The following is a 17,409-nucleotide window of genomic DNA, read 5'->3' as shown; positions in this document are numbered from 1 at the left end:
ATGCGTCAGGAAGCGCCGCCGGCGGCTGCCCGGTCGAGGCTGTCCTTGGCCAGCTTCTCGTCGAGAGCGGCCCGGACGAGCGCCGCGGCCAGGACGCCCGGCTGCTCCTTCCCCGCGAGGCGCATCAGCCCGGAAGCGTTCTCGGGCAGGCCGAGCCGCTCGGCCCCCTTGATCACCTTGGGATCCAGGTAGGGCTGGTACTCGGTCCACACGTCCTGCACCTCACGCAGGAAGATGTCCGCGCCGGTGGGACCGAGGCCCGGCACCTTCCTCAAGCGCCGCTTCAGGACCGCCGTGTCGCCGTCGGCCTCCGCACGCACCCTGCGGAGGTCTCCGCCCCACTCGTCGAGCACCAGCTCGGCGCCGTCGCCGAGTTGGGTGGCGGTCCGCTCGTCGTAGCGTCGATAGCCGCCGCGTCCCAGGGCGTCGACCCGCTGCTGCCACGAGGCGTCGGCCATCTGGCGCGGACCCCGCATCCCCGCCTCGTACAGCGCCCGGGTGCTCGCCACCGCCACGGATGCCCGGATCCGGGCGCTGAGCAGACAGGAAAGGACGAGCGTGCGGTAGAGCGGCTGGGGAGTGTCCGTCAAACGGATCCCCGCCTCCGCCGCGTACGTCTGGCCCGAAGTCTTCATCAGTTCTCGCATCACTGCCGTCTGCGCGACCATGTCTCCACCTCCTGGACGTGGGCTCGGTTGCCGGGGCGCCTCGCGTACCCGGAGCACGCACATCCAAGCTAGGGCGAACGGGCTCGACCGGCATCGCGGGTACGGCGGGGCGCCGGATACGTAAGCTGGCAGGCATGCGGACGCGACCCACGTTGACCTGGGAACCCACCGGCGGCCTCCCCCCGGCCTCGACCGACCTCACCGCTGTCGTCGACGCGGTGCGCGCGGGCGGGGTCGCGGTGCTGAGCGGTGCGGGGCTGTCCACCGAGTCGGGTATCCCGGACTACCGCGGCGAGCACGGTTCGCTGCGCCGGCACACCCCCATGACGTTCCAGGAGTTCGTCGGCGGCGAGCAGGCACGGCAGCGGTACTGGGCCCGCAGCCAGCTGGGTTGGCGGGCCATGACGCGGGCCCGCCCGAACGCCGGTCATCGGGCCGTGACCGCGCTGGCCCAAGCAGGCCTCGTCTCCGGCGTGATCACACAGAACGTCGACGGGCTGCAGCAGTCCGCCGGGGCCCGGGACGTCATCGAGCTCCACGGGAGCCTGAACCGGGTGATCTGCCTGGGCTGCGGCCTGGCCTGCACCCGTTCGGAGCTCGACCGGCGGCTGCGTGAGGCCAACCCCCGGTTCGAGGCCGCCGCGGAGCACCACCGTGCCGCGCGGGTCAATCCGGACGGCGACGTGGACCTGCCCGACGAGGCGGTCCGCGAATTCCGGGTGGTGGCATGTTCCGCCTGCGGCACCGGGGTCCTCAAGCCGGACGTCGTCTTCTTCGGCGAGAACGTCCCGCCCGAGCGGGTCGCGGCGTGCCGGCGCCTCGTCGACGGGGCCGCCGCGCTGCTCGTGCTCGGCTCCTCCCTGACGGTCATGTCCGGGCTGCGTTTCGTGCGCCAGGCGGCGCAGTCCGGCACGCCGGTCCTGATCATCAACCAGGGCCCGACCCGCGGCGACCGCTGGGCAGCCCACCGCGTCGGGTTGCCCCTCGGGGAGGCACTGCACGCCGTCGTGGCGGGGGCGTCTCTGTGACGGGTGGCCCTAGACCAACACTCCGAAGGCGACTTCGGCGGCTTGGGCGATGAGGGCGTCGTCGCGTTTCGCGTCCTTGGTGTCGCGGCGGGAGAGGACGGCCAGGGCGATCGGAGCGCCGCCGGGAGGCCAGGCGATGGCGATGTCGTTGCGGGTGCCGTAGCCGCCCGTGCCCGTCTTGTCGCCGATCTGCCAGCTGTCGGGGGCTCCGGCGCGGATGGTCTCGTCGCCGGTGGTGTTGCGCTTGAGCCAGTCGGTCAGCACGGCCCGCTTGCCGGTGGGGAGGGCGTCCCCGAGGACATAGGCGCGCAGGTCGGTGGCGAGGGCGCGGGGCGTGCTGGTGTCGCGGCGGTCGCCGGGCGTGCCGTCGCTGAGGGCGACTTCGTAGCGGTCGCACCGGGTGACACGGTCGCCGAGGCCGCGCAGGGCGTCCTGCAGCCCGCCGGGCCCGCCGAGTTCGCGGAAGAGGAGGTTGGCCGCGGCGTTGTCGCTGTAGCGGACGGCGGCATCGCACAGCTCACGCAGGGTCAGCCCGGTGGCCACGTGCTTCTCGGTGATCGGTGAGTTGGGGATGAGCTCGTCGCGGCCGTAGCGCACGAGCCGGTCGAGCTGCCTGAGGGAGTGCTTGTCCAGTACGGCACCGGCGAGCAGGGCCTTACAGGTGGAGGCGTACGCGAAGCGTTCGTCGGGCCGGTGGGCGACGGTTTCGCCGCTGCCGGTGTCGACCGCGTAGACCCCAAGGCGGGCGTCGAACTTCCGTTCCAGTTTGGCGAATGCGCGCTTAGTACGGGGATCGGCGGGCGTCGATGTGGGGGGCTTGGGGGCGGGTGAGGTGGGGGAGTCCGCATCCGGGGTGGCTGCCGTGCACCCGGAGAGCGGCAGGGCCGCGAGTCCGGCCAGCGTGGCGAGCGCGGCACGACGGGAGGCGGCGGTGGTTCGGATGTGCGTGGTGTGCGTGATGTGCATGGGGCGCAGGCTCTCTGTTCTGGCGTACGTTCGGGCGCTCGGGTGGGGGGATGGAGGGGTTGGGAGGAGGGGGCGAGTGACAACCGCCCGCTCAGCGGGCCAGGTTGCTCAGGAATCGCGCGGCCACCGGACCCGCGTCGGCACCACCGGACCCTCCGTCCTCCAGGAGCACCGCCCACGCGAGATCGGACTCGCCCTGGTAGCCGATCATCCAGGCGTGCGTGCGCGGCGGGGCCGCGTTGCCGAATTCGGCGGTTCCGGTCTTCGCGTGCGGCTGACCGGGCAGGTCCTTCAGCGCGTGGGCGGAGCCCTTGGTGACGGTGGCGCGCATCAGCTCGCGGAGGTGGCCTGCCACCTCGCCGTCCAGTGCCACCGGGGCGGTGTACTTCTTCTTCACCGCGTCCGGCACCAGCGTCGGCTGGCTGAACGTACCGCTTTTGACGGTCGCAGCGACGGACGCCATCACCAGCGGTGAGGCCTGAACGCGCGCCTGGCCGATGGTCGCGGCGGCCTTGTCGTTGTCGCCCTTCGTGACGGGGACGCTGCCGTCGTAGGTGGTCGTGCCCACGTCCCAGTCGCCACCGATGCCGAACGCCTGGGCCGCGTCCCGCAGGTCTGTGTCGGAGAGCTCGCTCCGGGCGTTGACGAAGTAGGTGTTGCAGGACTGGGCGAAGGCGTCCCCGAACGTCGAACCTGCCGGGAGTTCGAACTGCTCCTGGTTCTCGAAGCGCTGCCCGTCCACGCGCGCGAACTTCGGGCAGGGCGCGGGGTCTTCGGAGCGTATGCCGCCCTTGAGGAGGGCCGCCGCTGTGACGACCTTGAAGACGGAACCGGGCGGATAGCGCCCTTCCAGGGCACGGTTGAGGCCGCCGGGCCGGTTCGCCGCGGCGAGGATGTGACCGTTGCGCGGGTTGACGGCGACGATGGCCGCCTTGACGTCGACCCCGTTCAGGGCTTTGGCCGCCGCCTCCTGAATACGCGGGTCGATCGTGGTGTGCACCGGGCGGCCCTCGGTCTTCGCGGCCTTGGTGAGGTGCTTGACAGGGCGCCCGCTCTGCCGGTCCGCGACCACCAGGGAACGGCCCGCCTTCTTGCCCCCGGACAGGACGTCGTCGTAACGGGCCTCAAGACCGGATGTGCCCTTGCCGCTGGCCGGATCGACGGTGCCGACAAGGCTTCCGGCCCGGAGCGGGTCGCCGTTGGTGTCGAGCACTTCCGCCCTGTCGCCGCCCTCCAGCGCGAGCGTCTGCCCCGGCTTCAGTTCCGGATGAATCATCGGCGAGGTGAACTCGACCTTCCACGCCCCCGACGCCTCGATCACCCGCGCCCGGGAGCGCCAGGTGATGTCACCCGCACCCGGAACCGCCATGTCCACGGTGAAGGGGAAGCGCACCTCCCCTTCACCGTTCTTCTCGCCCTGCCCCTCGACGATGGTCGTCTTGGAGGGCTTGAGATTGGTCAGCACGGAGGTGAGGAGCGAGGTGGCACCACCGGGTGTGTCGGTGTAGCTCGCGGCCTTCCGCGCGTCGTGCCCGGCCCACGCGGCGAGGAACGCGGCCAACGGCTTGTGGGCGGAGGCCACTTGAGCGTCTTCCTCCTGCGCGTCGTCGCCCATCAGGCCGAAGACGGCATACCCGCCTCCCGACAGCAGGACGAGGGCCACGAAGATGCCGAGCACTCCCCGCCGGCGTCGTGACCGCCCGTGCGGGGCGGGACCGTTCCAGCTGTCGGTACGCGTCAAGGTGCTCTCCGTTTCAAGTCGGGCCTGGTCGGCCCGCTGCCGCAGCCGGCTCGGCCGACCCCCGATCGGGAGTCAAGCCCGCGCCCGTCCCGTATGTCGAATATGCTCTCGGCATCACAGCGATTCGCAAGCTGTATCGCTGCACGCCAGGAGGTACGGAGTGCTGACGGAACGGCATCTGGAAATCTTCATCGCGCTGGCGGAGGAGGAGCATTTCGGGACCGCCGCGCAGCGTGTGGGCATCACCCAGCCGCCTCTGTCACAGGGCCTGCGCCGGCTGGAGGCTCTGCTCGGGGTCCGCCTCTTCGACCGCGAGAGAGGAGTGTCCCTCACCGAGGAGGGGACTCAGCTGCTCCCGCACGCCCGCAGAGCGCTGGCCGCCCTCGTGGAACTCCGCGAGACCGGTGCCCGTGAGCACGCGGACGGCCGCCGCCTGCGGATCGGCCTTGCCCCCGAGGTGCCGACGCCTCTCGCCGCCGATGTGGCCGCCGCGCCGGTCCGTACAGGGGAACGGACCCGGATCGGTATGGTGACGGCGTCAACTTCCGTGCTGCTCGGGGAGGTTGCCGCCGGGCGCCTCGACATCGCCGTGATCCGCCACCCCTCCGTACTGCACGGTCTCGCCGCAGGTCGCGTCATCCTGCTGCCGACCTGGATGCTGACCCCCGCCCAACGAGCTGACGCCGACGGCGCGTTGTCGGCGCGTCTGCCCGTCGCCGTACGTCCGCGAGCCGAAGCACCCGCGGCCCACGACCTGTTCGTCGACACCCTGGCCAGCCGTGGCCGCCGGGTGGAAACCGTGACGGTTTCCGATGAGCGCGCGGGGCTCGCCCTGGTGGCCGCGGGCCAGGCAGTGCTTGTCACGGCCGACGACACACTGACGGCGACGGGTGTCGAGCGGCGGGCGACGGCGGACCCGCCCCTCCCACTGCGCCTGCGGGTGGCCTGGGACCCCCGGCATCCGGGCGCGAAGGAGACCGCCGAGACCGCTCAACTGCTCGAGGACGCCCTGACCCGGAAGGAGGCACCGTGAGCGTGAGGAGGCCAGGCAGCGCCGTGGAGCGGGACATCCGCGGCATGTTCGACGACGCGGGTGTCCGCGGCTGGCTGCACGTGGCGGAACTGCACCGCCCATCGGCCCAGGTGACCATCGATCCCGACGAGCAGCTGCCCATGGGATCGATCTACAAGGTGCCTCTGATGGCCGCCTTCTGCCGCCTCGCGGACGCCGGTCTCATCGACCCGCGCCGCAGGCTGACCCTGGAGCCCGACGAACGCGTTCCCGGCCCGACCGGCGTCTCCATCCTGCGCGACCCCGTCACGCTGTCGCTGCGCGACATGGTGATCCTGATGATGACCATCTCCGACAACACCTCGGCCGACGCCGTCCTCCGGGCGGTCGGCCCGGACGTGGTGGACGCCATGTGCCGTGACCTGGGCATGCCCGGCACCCACATCCACGGGGGCGTCGTCAGCACGTACAGCCGGCTCGTCGCCGAAACGGGCGCCCCCTCGCTGGACGCGGCCCTGGCACACGTCGCGGACAACGACACCGTCGTGCCCCCCGGGGTGTACGACCCGGCGTACAAGGCATCCACCACACCGGCGGACATGGCCCGCCTCCTGCGCGCCATCTGGACCGGACAGGCCGCGTCCGACGACCGCTGCGCCTTTATGCGCGAGGTGATGCGCCGACAGCCGTGGACGCATCGGCTCGCCTCGGGATTTCCCTACGACGACGTCACCGTCTACGGCAAGACCGGCACCTTCGGAGCCATGCGCCATGAAGCGGGCGTGGTCGAACTCGCGGACGGCAGTACCTACACGGCCGTGGTGTTCACCAAGGCCGCCCGGTCCGACAACAGACTTCCGCGCGCCGACGCGGTGATCGGCACGGCGGCACGGGCCGCGGTGGAGGAGCTGAGAGGCCGCCAGGGCACGTGACGAAGAGGCCCGTTACCGGCCCGGTTGATCCCCCGCCCAAACTGCGGGGGTCCGGCCCGACCAGGGGCTTGCCTGTTCGAGTTGTCCGGCGAGACGGAAGAGACGGCCTTCGTGCCCGTAACCGGCGGCGAACTGCATGCCGACCGGCAGCCCCGTCCCGGCGTCGGCCGCCACAGGCACCGACATGGCGGGCGTGCCCGCGACGTTGAACGCCGCGGTGAACGGCGAGACGTCGAAGAGGCGGCGAAGCCAGCCCAGGCCGTCGAGTGCCTCCGCACCTTCGGCAAGGGCGCCCAAGGGCAGTGGAAGCTGCGGCAAGGTCGGGGTGAGCAGCATGTCGTGAGTGTCGAAGTACCGCGCCAGGCTTCGGGCGACCCGGTTGCGGATCGCGAGAGCGGCGACGAACTCGGCGCCACTGACCCGCTTCCCGTAGTGGTAGCTGGCAAGGGTGGGCGGCTCAAGGGTCGAGGAGTCGACGGGCCGGCCGAAGGCGGCGGCCAGTTCGTCGATCGAGGCCGTGAGATTCGCCGTCCACTGGCGGGCACCGGCCAGGAGGAACTCCTCCCAGTCGACCCCGAGGCCGACGCTCACCTCCTCCACCTGATGGCCGAGGGATTCGAGCAGGCGCACGGTTCGTGAGAGAGCGTCGGCCACTGGTGCGGTAGTACGGCGTCCGCCCCACGCCTGGCCGAGGACACCGATCCGCAGCGAGCCCGGATGGCGGGTCACTTCCTGCGCGTACGGCCGGGACGGCTCCTGGGCGAAGTAGGGGTCACCCGGCTCCGGGCCGCGGATCTGGTCGAGCAGTACGGCACTGTCGCGCACGGTGCGGCTGACACTGCCGTGCACGGCAAGCCCGTTGAAGACCTCGTCGAAGTCAGGCCCCATGGAGACCCGGCCGCGGGTGGGCTTCAGCCCGAAGAGGCCGTTATGGGCGGCGGGTATGCGGATCGAGCCTGCGGCGTCGGTGGCGTGTGCGAGCGGCACCACCCCGGCGGCGACAGCCGCGCCCGCGCCGCCGCTGGATCCGCCAGCGCTTCGCTCCAGGTCCCACGGGTTGCGGGTCGCGCCGTACAGCACTGGTTCCGTCGTGTTGCTGTAGGCCATTTCCGGTGTCGAGGTGCGCCCGAACGTGACGAGGCCGGCGCGACGGAAACGCACCATCAGAGCGGAATCCGCGGCGGCGACGTTGCCGACCGCGAGACGGCTGCCCAGCTCCATCGGCTTGCCCGCCATGGCAACCGCGATGTCCTTGATCAGGAAAGGGACCCCGGCCAGCGGCGTGCTGCCCGGAGTGGGCTCGTCGTCGGCCGGCCAGGTCTCCACGATGGCGTTGATCCGCGGGTTGACCGCCTGAGCGGCCTCGCGTGCGGCTGCTCCCAGCTCGCCGGGGGTCACTTCACCCTTGGCCACCAGCTCCGCGAGCCCTACGGCGTCGAACCTCGCGTACTCGGCAATTCTCACTGTCACTCCCAGAGATAGAGCGATACCTATGAGTCCTGGGCGATACCGCTCGGTATCGCCCGGGACGGACTGGTACCGTAGCAGGGGCTGAGCGGGTGAGTGGCCCTACACCGGACCGGACGTCAGGGAGCAGTCATGGCATCGCCTGCCAGAAGGCCGAGCAGGGTTGCGAAACTGCCGCCTCGTGAGCGCATCCTCGATGCGGCGGAGGAGCTCTTCCAGAGCGAGGGGATCCGGCGGGTGAGCGTCCAGGTGATCGCCGACAGGGCCGAGACCACCAAAATGGCGATCTACCGGCACTTCGAGACCAAGGACGCGCTGGTCGCCGAGTGGCTGCGGATCCTCGCCGCCGATTACCAGGCGGCCTTCGACCGGGTCGAGGCCGAACACCCCGGCAGGCCCAGGGAGCAGATCCTGGGCCTGGCCCGCTTCATCGCCGAGGGATTGCCGGCGATCTCGCACCGGGGCTGCCCGTTCATCAACTCCATCGCCGAGCTGCCCGACCGCTCCCACCCCGCGCGGCAGGTGATCGAGAAGCACAAGGCCGAGCAGACCCGCAGGCTGGTCGGCATGTGCGCGGCGGCCGGGCTGACGGACCCGGAGCAGGCCGCGGCCGAGATCACCTTCGTACTCGAAGGCGCGCAGGTCAGCACGCACAACGGAAGCATCGATCAGGCGGGGGAGCGGCTGATGAGGATCGTCGAGGGCATCGTGGACCGGTAGACCAGGGCCCGAAGGAACTGAGCCGTCAGGCCTCGCGGGCGCGGGACGCGAGGCGGTCGGCGAACGCGGTGACGAGGCCGCGTAGTTCGTCCGGGCGCTCGATGACGAACGGCCGGTCAAGCGAGGCGAGGACCGGCGGCAGCCACTCCAGCCGTTCCGCCCGCAGCTCGACGCGCAGCCAACGCTCGGCCGCCGGATCCCCGCCCGCCGCGGGAGCATCCTCCTCCAGGCTTGCGACGCTCGCCGGAAGGCGGGCGCGGATCTGCTCGACCGTCCCGTGGATCCGCAGGGTCACCTCGTGCCGGTACTCGGCTGTGGCGAACCCCGTCAGCACGCGCTGCGCCGGGTCGAGTTCGGCCGGTGCCTCGAACGAGCCGGGCAGTGTCCTCGCGCCTTCGATGCGGTCGAGCCGGAAGGTCCGGTCCTCGCCGATCCCGGGGTCCGCGCCCGTGACGTACCACCGGCCCGAATGGGCGACGATCCCATAGGCGTGCAGCGAGCGTTCGCTGCGCCGGCCGTCGCGGTCGGTGTACCTGACCGAGATCGGTCGTCGGTGGCGGATCGCATCGGCGACGGTGAGCAGGACCTCGGCGTCCGGGGTGGCGAACGTGCCGGGCGGAGCCGTGAACGCGAGGGAGTCCAGGACCGTGTCGAGCCTGCGGGCCACACGCTGCGGCAGCACCCTGCGGATCTTGGCCGCCGCCGTCTCGCTCGCCGTGTCCGCCGCCGTCATCAGTCCCGCCCGGCGCCCTGCGACCAGGCCGAGCAGCACGGCGAGCGCCTCGTCATCGCTGAGCATGAGTGGAGGCAGCCGGTACCCGGAGCCGAGCCGGTACCCGCCGTAGCGGCCCCGCACCGCTTCCACCGGTACGTCGAGGTCGTTCAGCTGGTCCACATAGCGCCGCACGGTCCGGCCGTCGACGCCGAGCTTGCCGGCGAGCTCGGCCACCGTCCGGATGCCGCCCGACTGCAGCAGCTCCAAGAGGGTCAGCACGCGCCCGGTAGGTCGAGACATGTCCCGAAGCCTAACGTCAATAGTGGACCGATTCTGTCCACTATCTGTCCTAGCCTGCGGAACACAGCAGGGCAGCAGCTCAGCTCGCTCTACCGACCTGGGAGAACACCATGGACTTCGTCTCGATCCGCATCATCACCAGCGACGTCGCACGCCTCGTCGAGTTCTACGAGAAGGCCACGGGGGTGTCGGCGACCTGGGCCACCGAGGACTTCGCCGAACTCAGCACCTCCAGCGCGACCCTCGCGATCGCCGGCACCCGCACCGTCCCGCTGTTCGCCCCGGGTTCCTCCCGCCCGGCGGACAACCACAGCGTGATCATCGAGTTCCTCGTCGACGACGTGGACCGCGTGTACGGGAACCTGTCCGGCGTTGTCGCCGACTTCGTCAACGAGCCCACCACGATGCCCTGGGGCAACCGGTCGCTGCTCTTCCGCGACCCCGACGGGAACCTCGTCAACTTCTTCACCCCGGTCACCGAGGCCGCCAGGGAGAAGTTCGCTCGTTGACGCCGCCTACTGGGGCACTCGGTGAGGATCAGCCGCCGCGGCCCTGAGGCCGGCCACCGCCAGGGCGACGACCAGCAGAGAGGCCAGTGCGGCGACCGCTGCCGCGATGGCCGGAAGCGGCGACGCCAGGCCGCCCGGCTGCAGTACGTAGCCGAGGGTCGTGGAGTCGATCCGGTCGTCCACGAGGTGGGCGACGGCCAGCGCACCGGCGGCCAGCGTGCTCGCCACGGCCACGACCGCTGACCGGGTCAGGCACAGCGCAACGCCTGCCGCGGCGCAGACGGCGAAGACGGCGAGCGCCGCCCAGAGGCCCACGGTGGGCGCGTCCGTCCAGTTCAGCGGGAAATGGGCCGCCGCGCAGAGCAGCACGAGCACCCCTGCCACGCGGCTCAGCCACGCCAAGGCCCGATAGCCGGTCCGCCTGTTCTCGGCAGCGGTGTCCGTGCCGGTGCCCGTGTCCGCGGACGCGTCCGTGGTCGTGGTCGTGGAGGTGTCAGGCGCGATGGCTTCGGCGAGGGCCGCCGCCGACGCGGCCGGGGGCCACGCTTCGGCCTCCGAGATCTCGGCGTCCTTGTGGTCCTTCAGGCTGCCTATCAGCTGCATCAGGTCCTCGACGGACCTGCTCGTGGCGGCCGCGTGCACCGCCTCGGCACCGGCGTGCGGGTCCTGCGGGGGGCGGGACAGCAGATGGACGAGACGGCTCACCTCAGGGATGGGCCGCTCCTCGGCGGCATGCCGGATGGCGTCGTCCATGTGCCCGGCGGGGTGCTTCGGCGGCCCCAGGAGGTCCACCAGCCGCGTGACGTCGTCCACGGAGCGGGCGACGGCGGCCAGCCGCAGCACGGAGGCCGCGGTGGGCAAGCTGTCCGGCGACTGCTCCAGGCGGGTGACCAGCGCGACGACATCGTCCAGGGGGCGTGACACCACAGCGACGCGTATCAGCTCCTCCACAGCGTCGTCGTCGGCGTCCGGAGTCGTCCATTCCGCGGGGTCGTCGAGCATGTCGACGGCCTCGTCCGTGACCGGCCCCGGGGGGTCGTCGCCGATGTGCTCGTCGATCGCCTGCTGCCAGGGGGCGGTGGGAGGCAAGGGCGGCGGGGGAGGCGGGGGCGGGTTTCCGAACTGAGCGGTGCCGGAAGTGTTCGTCGTGGCAGAGAATGACTCAGCGGACATCTTCGCTTCTCCATTTCACCGGGACACCGAGGCGTGCCGCAATTGAGCGTGTATCCCGTTCTATGCACGCTTCTTCCGCCCCGCCACTGGAGAAGTCCCCTATCCGCCCTCCACCGGAGTGTCCGGCCGTCCCGCCGGCGAGTGCGGTCGAAGGCGACGGTGACCCGGGGTGCCGCTCCGGGGAACTTCCTCCTCGTTGATGCCCGTGCCCGCGGAAGTGATCCAGCGCCGCCGGCCGAACACGGTCAACAGAGCCGCGGCGGTGTCCGAGAACCGGACACCACATGTGCTGTCGGCAGCCTCTCCCATAACCTCACCCATGGAGAGGTCATGTGATGCCATGTGACTTCCCCTCGAGGAGGCAAGGGTGACCGGTACAGGCGTGCGATGGCTCGCGGCCGCCATGACTCTGGCCTGCATGGCGCTCGTCGGCCCCAGCGCACCGAACGGTGCGCACATCGCCAAGCCCCTGCCCGCCGGTGCCCCCACAGAGGCCGTTCTGAACCGCGTCATGACGTGGAACATCTGCAATCCCTGCAACGCGAGCGGCCACAACGTCGGCCGGGCAGCCGAGATCGCGACGTACGCTCCCCAGGTCATCGGCCTGCAAGAGGCGTGCGTGCGTGACGTCGACATGATCAGGGATCACCTGGAGAACCTCTACGGGCTGGTCTACCACGTCGAGTACGGGTCAGTTCTGGACAGTTGGGACCGCTGCGGGGGCCTGCCGTGGAGTCCGGGCGGCTTCGGCCAGGCGATCCTCTCGGCGGCGCCGATGACAGACCGCGTGAGTGCGGAGTACCCCGACGGCGGTTCCGAGGACCGCGGGTACATGGCGGTCACCACCACCGTGGGCGGCCGGTCCGTCCGTGTCTTCAACACGCACCTCGCCCAACGACGTCAAGAAGAAGTCCGAGCGGAACAGACCGGCGTGCTCGCCGCGGAAGTCGCCCGGTACGACCGCGCGATCGTTCTCGGCGACTTCAACGCCGTGCCGTACGCTCCCGAACTCACCAAGATGTGGACGCTGGCCGCGGATACGGACCCCCATTGCCGTCCGGCGGCCACCGGCACCTGCGAGCCGACCACCGACTGGCAGAGCAAGTTCGACTACGTCTTTCTGCGGGGCATCGCCTCATCCGGGCACGGGGTGCACCCCACCCCGTACTCGGACCACAACCTGCTGCAGAGCGACCTGGATCCGAGCTAGTCCGGGGCCGGTTCAGTCGAGCCCGGGGCCCTTCGTTGCTCTGTTTCTCTTTGTTCGCTCTCGCTCCAGCGTTAGCGTTCATGGTCGACGTCAGCCCGGATCGATCCCTTCTGCCTCCGTCATCTGCCACAGGAGTCATGTTGTCTGCTCGTGTCCGTCCCGCCCAGGCGGGCGACCCCGCCCGAATAGGCCCCTACCGCATCGTCGGTCGGCTCGGCGCGGGAGGGATGGGGACCGTGCTGGCCGGCCTCGATACGGCCGGCCTGCGGGTAGCGGTCAAGCTCATCCACCAAGAGCACGCCGGAGACCATGAGTTCAGGGCCAGATTCCGGCGGGAGGTCGCGCTCTCCCGGCGGGTCACCGGTCCGTGCCTGGTGCCGTTGCTCGCGGCGGACACCGACGCGGAACGGCCGTGGCTGGCGACCGCGTACGCCCCCGGCCTCACGCTGAACGAACACGTGTCCGCCCACGGGCCGCTCACCGGCGGCAACTTGCACGCCTTCGCGACCGGCACCGCCACCGCGCTCGCCGCCATCCACGCGGCGGGGGTGATCCACCGTGACCTGAAGCCGCAGAACATCGTCCTTGCTCCGGACGGGCCCAGGGTGCTGGACTTCGGCATCGCCCACGCCCTGGACGGCACCAGCGTGACCCGCTCCGGCGTGCTGACCGGCACGCCAGGATGGGTCAGTCCTGAGCTCTACCGCGCCGGGCGGGCCGGGCCGGAGGGCGACATGTTCGCCTGGGCGGCGCTGGTGGCGTACGCGGCCACGGGCAGGCTGCCGTTCGGTGCGGGCACGCCGGATGTCCTGGCGTACCGCATCATGTCGGAATCGGCGGACCTGGACGGCGTACCCGGAGCGCTCGCCGAGATCCTGGAACGGGCCTTGGCCAAGCAGCCCGACGACAGGCCGACGGCGGTGGAAGCCACCGAGTGGTGCGCGGGTCTGCTGGCCCAGGAGGTCACCCAGGTGGTGGGCCAGGCCGAGGGGGAGGGGACGCGGACGGAACCCGCCCAGGCCGACACCCGGGTCGAGGGCATGGTGAGCGACGCGTGGAATGTGCCGACGTTCGACGACCCCGGCTGGGCCGCCGCACCACGCGGAAACTCACTTCGCCGTACGGTGACTGTGGCCCTGGCCGCGCTGGCCGTGGCCGGGGTGATCACCGGCGGAGTGGTGGTTCTCAACCAGCAGGACGAGTCCGGGGGCACACCGTCCACTGCCGAATCCCCCTCCCCGAAGTCGCCGCAGAACACCGCGGGACAGCAGCCCGCTCCCGAAAACACCCCGACCCCTGACCCGGAGAACACCCCGACAACTGGGCCGTCCTCTGATCCGTCCTCTGATCCGGCGGGCACCCCGACGGATGGCTCGACCCCGACCGACGGAGAACCGTCCCCCACGGGGGACGGGGTGACGGTCAAGGTGAGTGCCGAAGACGTCGGCAGCTGGGTCTCCGCCAAGAAACACAATGGCCGGCTGCTCTTCGACGGCACCCTTGAGCCGGGCGAGTCGAAGACGTTCACCGACAAGGAGCAGGTCAACCTGGTGCTCGGCGACGCTGGGTCGGTCCGGCTTGTCGTGAACGGCGTGCCGGTCGAAGACACCTTCGAGCCCGGACAGGTGGAACGCCTTTCCTATACGCCGGGCGACCCGAACGGCGGTTGAGGCAGCGCTCGTTGCAGGGGCGTTCAGTCGAGAGACTGGTGCGTCAGGATGTGGTCGACGATCTGGTGGAGCGGCTGGTCGTGGCGGAAGGCGTGGGCGCGAATGCGAGCCAGGGCGTCGTCCGGGGGCAGCTGGTACTTCTCGGCGAGGATTCCCGCGGCCAAGTGGACACTCGGCGGGTAACCCTGGGGCCCGGGCCGGACAGGGCGGTGTTCGGCCGTGAGCAGGTGTGGGTGCTCGTCGAGGGCGAGCAGCGCGATGATGCGGGCGTAGGCGTGCGCCAGAGACTTCTGCCGGTCGGTGAGGAGGCCGGGTGAGGTGCGGTAGATGTCCAGGGCGCCGATGCGCAGGTGGCCGGTGGCCAGGGGCAGAGCGGTCACGGAGCGCAGCTGTTGCTGGTCGGCGACCTGGCTGAAGGCAGGCCACCGGTCGGGCGCCTGGTGCAGGTCTGCCTCTTCGACCAGGGTGCGCTGCACGAAGGCGTCGGTGCAGGGGCCCTCTCCGGTGGTGAGCTGGGCGTCCTCCAAGCGCCGGGCGCGCTCGTCGCTGGCGTACCCCAGCACGCGCAGCTCACCGGCGACGACCAGAGACACGCCGAGACACGCGGCGTCGACATCCGTCATGCACGCCCGGCAGGCCGCGGCGAGGGTGATGCCGTCGCCGGCGGCGCCGATCCGTCGCCAGGCCGCGGCGTGGTCGTCGTCATGCATGAGGTGTCCCAACGGGAGGTCGTAACGGGGGGACGGGGGGCGGGGGGCCGGGACGGTCAGGGTTGTATGGCGTCGGTGTCGATGTCACCGTCGATGAGTTGCCGGCACAACTGGGTCAGGCCGAGCTGGTGGGAACGGGCATGGCGGCGCAGGGCATCGAAAGCGTCGTCGACGCTGGTGTTCCAGCGTTCGGCGAGGATGCCCTTGACCTGTTCGATGACGATGCGGCTGGTGAGGGCCGCGTGCATCTGGGCGCGTTGCTGGTTCGCGTGGGCGATGGTGCGGTGCTGCAGGATGGCGATGGTCGCCACGTCCGCCAGCGCTTGCGCGACCCGCGCGTCGGCGGCGGAAAGGTTCTGAGGACGGGCGTCGAAGAGGTTCAACGCGCCGATGACCTCTTCGCGCAGGCGCATCGGCAGCGCGTGCGTGACGAGGAAACCGGCCTGGCGAGCCCGGGCAGCGAAGACCGGGAAGGGGTCGGTCTGTACCGGCGAGGTGAGGTCGATGTTCAGCCGCACCGCGCCGTTGCGGTGGCACTCCACGCACGGGCCCTGGTCGTGCTGGAGGGCGAAGAGCTCCAGCAGGCGGGTGTGCTCGTCGGAGGCGGCGATCAGCTGGAGATTGCCGCCGGGGTCTTCGAGCATGACACCGACGGCCGACACATCGAGCAACTCGGTGCAGCGATCACACAGTGTGTGCAGGAAGTCGATCAGGTCGAAGTCGTCGACGAGCGTGTCGACCGCGTCGATGACGGCCGCCAGCAGGCGTTCTTCTCGAGTCATGGCCATTCAGTCCCTCCGCCGGCCACGCGTGCCCGGCCCGTCTCCATCATCATGGCGAAAATGCACCCGCCGGGCCACTACGTCCTCGGCGACCTCGATCACCGGTCGGCCGTCACGGAAAGCGTGGGCACGCAGCAGGATCAGCGCCTCGCCCAGGGATACGCCCGCCTGCACACTGATCATCCCGGTGGCGTGGTGCACAGCGGCCCGGTAGAAGTGCGAGCCGTCCTCCGCGGCGGCGAAGGCATCCCACTGGTCACTGTCCTGCACGAGCGCGGCGGTCAGCGCGTTCGTGACGATCCACGCGTCGGCGTACGACATCTCCTCCAGTGGGCCAGGCCTTGCACGCTGCAGGGTCATGGTGCCAAGGCAGGCACTGCCGACCCGCAGCGGGAGACAGAACATCGCGCCGATCCCCAGCGCGAGGACCTCGGGCAGCAGAGCGGGCCACCGGCTGACCGGTTCGCGCGCCAGGTCGGGCACCGAGACGGCCTTGCCCGAAGCGGCGACCTCGGGGCCAGGCCCTTGACCGAGCGTGAACTGCACATCCTCCAGCCGCGTGCTGGTACCAGGGGTGGCCCACAGCACCTCGCTGAACCCGCTGGCGGCCATCGCGGACACCGCCACACCGTCGACGCCCAGCGCACGGGCACACCGCACGGCATCGGCACCGACGAAACCTCCGCCGCCGGACGCCGGGCGCAGGCTCCCCAGCACTGCGGCAAGGTCGCCCTGGACCACGGTCCGTCACCTCCTGCCTGGCCGAACCCACCTGGGAAACGGCATACCCAGCCTATGGCGCGCAGACCGATCGTGTGGCGCGCAGAACGATCGTGGGCACGGCGGTCGTGGGCACGGCGCCAGGCGTAGGGTGAATATGCAGGCTGCCCGCGCTCAAGCAGCTGGTTTCGTCTTGTACGGCAACCCTGACATTGGCTTCCGGTTATGGGCAGCATCGGCGGTGAGTGCCAAAGATCGGAAGCGCTGCCATGCGCACGCCTCTCAGCGCGCTCACTCCCCACGCGCCCTCCGTTTGTTTCGCGTGACGACCCCGCGGGTGGCAGCTGTTGAGCTCGCCGCCCTGCACCTGGAACGCCCCGACCCGGCCCAGAGCCTTGCTCGAGCGTGTCGGTCCGAGCTGAGACTGACCTGCTCGGTCGGCCTGACGCTGGCGACGGACGCCGCGTTGGCCCAGCGTGTCTCCCTGGCCGCCGAAGGACCACTGGCCGGCCGAGGGGAAGCCCTGCAGATCAACCTGGGCGAAGGCCCCTGCGTCGAGGCCCTCAGCCGTCGCGCACCGGTTCTCGCCCCGGACCTCGACGATGCGACCGTGACCGGCGGCTGGCCCGTGTTCGCCGAGCAGGCCCGAGCCCACGGCATCCGAGCCGTCTTCGCCCTCCCGGTCGTCCACCTCCGGCGCAGCCCGCAGCCCGGGCTCGTGCTGTGTCTCTACCGCGAGCGGCCCGGCGCCCTGCCCGAAGCGGACCTGTACACCGCCCGCACGCACGCGGACGCCGCCGAACTGCTGCTCCTGGCCGTACCAGCCCCCGGTGAGGACGACGCCTCCGACGCCTGGCTGCTGCCGACCGACGCCGTCGTCCACCAGGCCACCGGCATGATCAGCTACCGCCACAGCCTCAGCACCAGCCAAGCACTGGCCCTGCTACGCGCTCACGCCCACAGCAGCCACACCGACCTGACCGCCATCGCCCACAGCATCGTCGTCGGCGGCCTGCGCCTGCCGGACCCGCCGGAGCCTTCCGAGGACTGAGGGGAGCGAGCACAGGCGCCTGACGGGCAAAAGCC

The 17,409-nt window shown here is 70.8% G+C and carries 17 protein-coding genes; 8 read left to right on the top strand and 9 right to left on the bottom strand.

Annotated features, from left to right (window positions below; genetic code table 11):
• Positions 1 to 5 precede the first annotated feature (5 nt).
• Positions 6 to 668, bottom strand: a complete 663-nt coding sequence (locus ACGFX9_RS08990; RefSeq protein WP_393467024.1) for an endonuclease — start codon at positions 666 to 668, stop codon at positions 6 to 8.
• A 134-nt stretch (positions 669 to 802) separates the two neighbouring features.
• Between ACGFX9_RS08990 and ACGFX9_RS08985 the strand changes: the two genes are divergently transcribed.
• Positions 803 to 1,696 carry an NAD-dependent protein deacetylase gene (locus tag ACGFX9_RS08985; protein WP_393467023.1) on the top strand — a complete coding sequence of 298 codons (894 nt, stop codon included), beginning with the start codon at positions 803 to 805 and terminating at the stop codon, positions 1,694 to 1,696.
• Between the two features lie 9 nt (positions 1,697 to 1,705).
• On the opposite strand, the gene bla is transcribed toward ACGFX9_RS08985, so the two are convergent.
• Together bla and ACGFX9_RS08975 are read right to left on the bottom strand one after the other, a co-directional pair.
• Positions 1,706 to 2,662 (bottom strand): class A beta-lactamase, encoded by a 957-nt coding sequence (gene bla / locus ACGFX9_RS08980; protein WP_393467020.1) that lies wholly within the window; start codon positions 2,660 to 2,662, stop codon positions 1,706 to 1,708.
• 91 nt (positions 2,663 to 2,753) lie between these two features.
• Entirely contained in the window at positions 2,754 to 4,403 is a 1,650-nt protein-coding gene (locus ACGFX9_RS08975; RefSeq protein ID WP_393467017.1) for a penicillin-binding transpeptidase domain-containing protein, read from the bottom strand.
• A gap of 160 nt (positions 4,404 to 4,563) precedes the next feature.
• Here ACGFX9_RS08975 and ACGFX9_RS08970 point away from each other — a divergent pair, with 160 nt between their 5' ends.
• Positions 4,564 to 5,436 (top strand): LysR family transcriptional regulator, encoded by an 873-nt coding sequence (locus ACGFX9_RS08970; protein WP_393467015.1) that lies wholly within the window; start codon positions 4,564 to 4,566, stop codon positions 5,434 to 5,436.
• A 44-nt stretch (positions 5,437 to 5,480) separates the two neighbouring features.
• A complete protein-coding gene (locus ACGFX9_RS08965; RefSeq protein ID WP_393468308.1) occupies positions 5,481 to 6,347 on the top strand; it encodes a serine hydrolase in 867 nt (288 codons plus the stop codon).
• Between the two features lie 12 nt (positions 6,348 to 6,359).
• Here ACGFX9_RS08965 and ACGFX9_RS08960 read toward each other — a convergent pair whose 3' ends face one another.
• On the bottom strand, positions 6,360 to 7,811 hold the full coding sequence (locus ACGFX9_RS08960) for an amidase (RefSeq protein ID WP_393467012.1): 1,452 nt from the start codon (positions 7,809 to 7,811) through the stop codon (positions 6,360 to 6,362).
• 135 nt (positions 7,812 to 7,946) lie between these two features.
• On the opposite strand from ACGFX9_RS08960, the gene ACGFX9_RS08955 reads away from it, so the two are divergent.
• A complete protein-coding gene (locus tag ACGFX9_RS08955) occupies positions 7,947 to 8,534 on the top strand; it encodes a TetR/AcrR family transcriptional regulator (protein ID WP_393467009.1) in 588 nt (195 codons plus the stop codon).
• Between the two features lie 25 nt (positions 8,535 to 8,559).
• On the opposite strand, the gene ACGFX9_RS08950 is transcribed toward ACGFX9_RS08955, so the two are convergent.
• Positions 8,560 to 9,549, bottom strand: coding sequence for a helix-turn-helix transcriptional regulator (locus ACGFX9_RS08950; protein ID WP_393467006.1), 990 nt, complete (start codon positions 9,547 to 9,549; stop codon positions 8,560 to 8,562).
• 110 nt (positions 9,550 to 9,659) lie between these two features.
• On the opposite strand from ACGFX9_RS08950, the gene ACGFX9_RS08945 reads away from it, so the two are divergent.
• On the top strand, positions 9,660 to 10,058 hold the full coding sequence (locus ACGFX9_RS08945; RefSeq protein ID WP_393467004.1) for a VOC family protein: 399 nt from the start codon (positions 9,660 to 9,662) through the stop codon (positions 10,056 to 10,058).
• Between the two features lie 6 nt (positions 10,059 to 10,064).
• Here the strand turns inward: ACGFX9_RS08945 and ACGFX9_RS08940 are convergent, their stop codons facing one another.
• Entirely contained in the window at positions 10,065 to 11,147 is a 1,083-nt protein-coding gene (locus ACGFX9_RS08940) for a hypothetical protein (RefSeq protein ID WP_393467001.1), read from the bottom strand.
• 487 nt (positions 11,148 to 11,634) lie between these two features.
• On the opposite strand from ACGFX9_RS08940, the gene ACGFX9_RS08935 reads away from it, so the two are divergent.
• Both ACGFX9_RS08935 and ACGFX9_RS08930 read left to right on the top strand, forming a co-directional pair.
• The gene (locus ACGFX9_RS08935; protein WP_393468305.1) at positions 11,635 to 12,441 is read left to right on the top strand and encodes an endonuclease/exonuclease/phosphatase family protein; all 807 of its coding nucleotides are present in this window, start codon (positions 11,635 to 11,637) and stop codon (positions 12,439 to 12,441) included.
• A 137-nt stretch (positions 12,442 to 12,578) separates the two neighbouring features.
• Entirely contained in the window at positions 12,579 to 14,111 is a 1,533-nt protein-coding gene (locus ACGFX9_RS08930; RefSeq protein WP_393466998.1) for a RodZ domain-containing protein, read from the top strand.
• Between the two features lie 23 nt (positions 14,112 to 14,134).
• Here ACGFX9_RS08930 and ACGFX9_RS08925 read toward each other — a convergent pair whose 3' ends face one another.
• Genes ACGFX9_RS08925 through ACGFX9_RS08915 form a run of 3 tightly spaced genes read right to left on the bottom strand, consistent with a single transcriptional unit; the run spans position 14,135 to position 16,344 of the window.
• Positions 14,135 to 14,821 (bottom strand): GAF and ANTAR domain-containing protein, encoded by a 687-nt coding sequence (locus ACGFX9_RS08925; protein ID WP_393466995.1) that lies wholly within the window; start codon positions 14,819 to 14,821, stop codon positions 14,135 to 14,137.
• Between the two features lie 56 nt (positions 14,822 to 14,877).
• Positions 14,878 to 15,603 (bottom strand): GAF domain-containing protein, encoded by a 726-nt coding sequence (locus tag ACGFX9_RS08920; RefSeq protein ID WP_393466992.1) that lies wholly within the window; start codon positions 15,601 to 15,603, stop codon positions 14,878 to 14,880.
• Positions 15,604 to 15,609: 6 nt separating this feature from the next.
• Complete coding sequence (locus tag ACGFX9_RS08915; protein ID WP_393466988.1) at positions 15,610 to 16,344, bottom strand: GAF and ANTAR domain-containing protein; 735 nt, start codon at positions 16,342 to 16,344, stop codon at positions 15,610 to 15,612.
• A 316-nt stretch (positions 16,345 to 16,660) separates the two neighbouring features.
• Between ACGFX9_RS08915 and ACGFX9_RS08910 the strand changes: the two genes are divergently transcribed.
• Complete coding sequence (locus ACGFX9_RS08910) at positions 16,661 to 17,374, top strand: GAF and ANTAR domain-containing protein (RefSeq protein WP_393466985.1); 714 nt, start codon at positions 16,661 to 16,663, stop codon at positions 17,372 to 17,374.
• Positions 17,375 to 17,409: the final 35 nt, after the last annotated feature.

Origin of the sequence: Streptomyces sp. NPDC048436 (genome assembly GCF_043200355.1) — a bacterium.
GTDB lineage: Bacteria > Actinomycetota > Actinomycetes > Streptomycetales > Streptomycetaceae > Streptomyces.
This window is presented reverse-complemented; position numbering and strand designations above follow the sequence as displayed.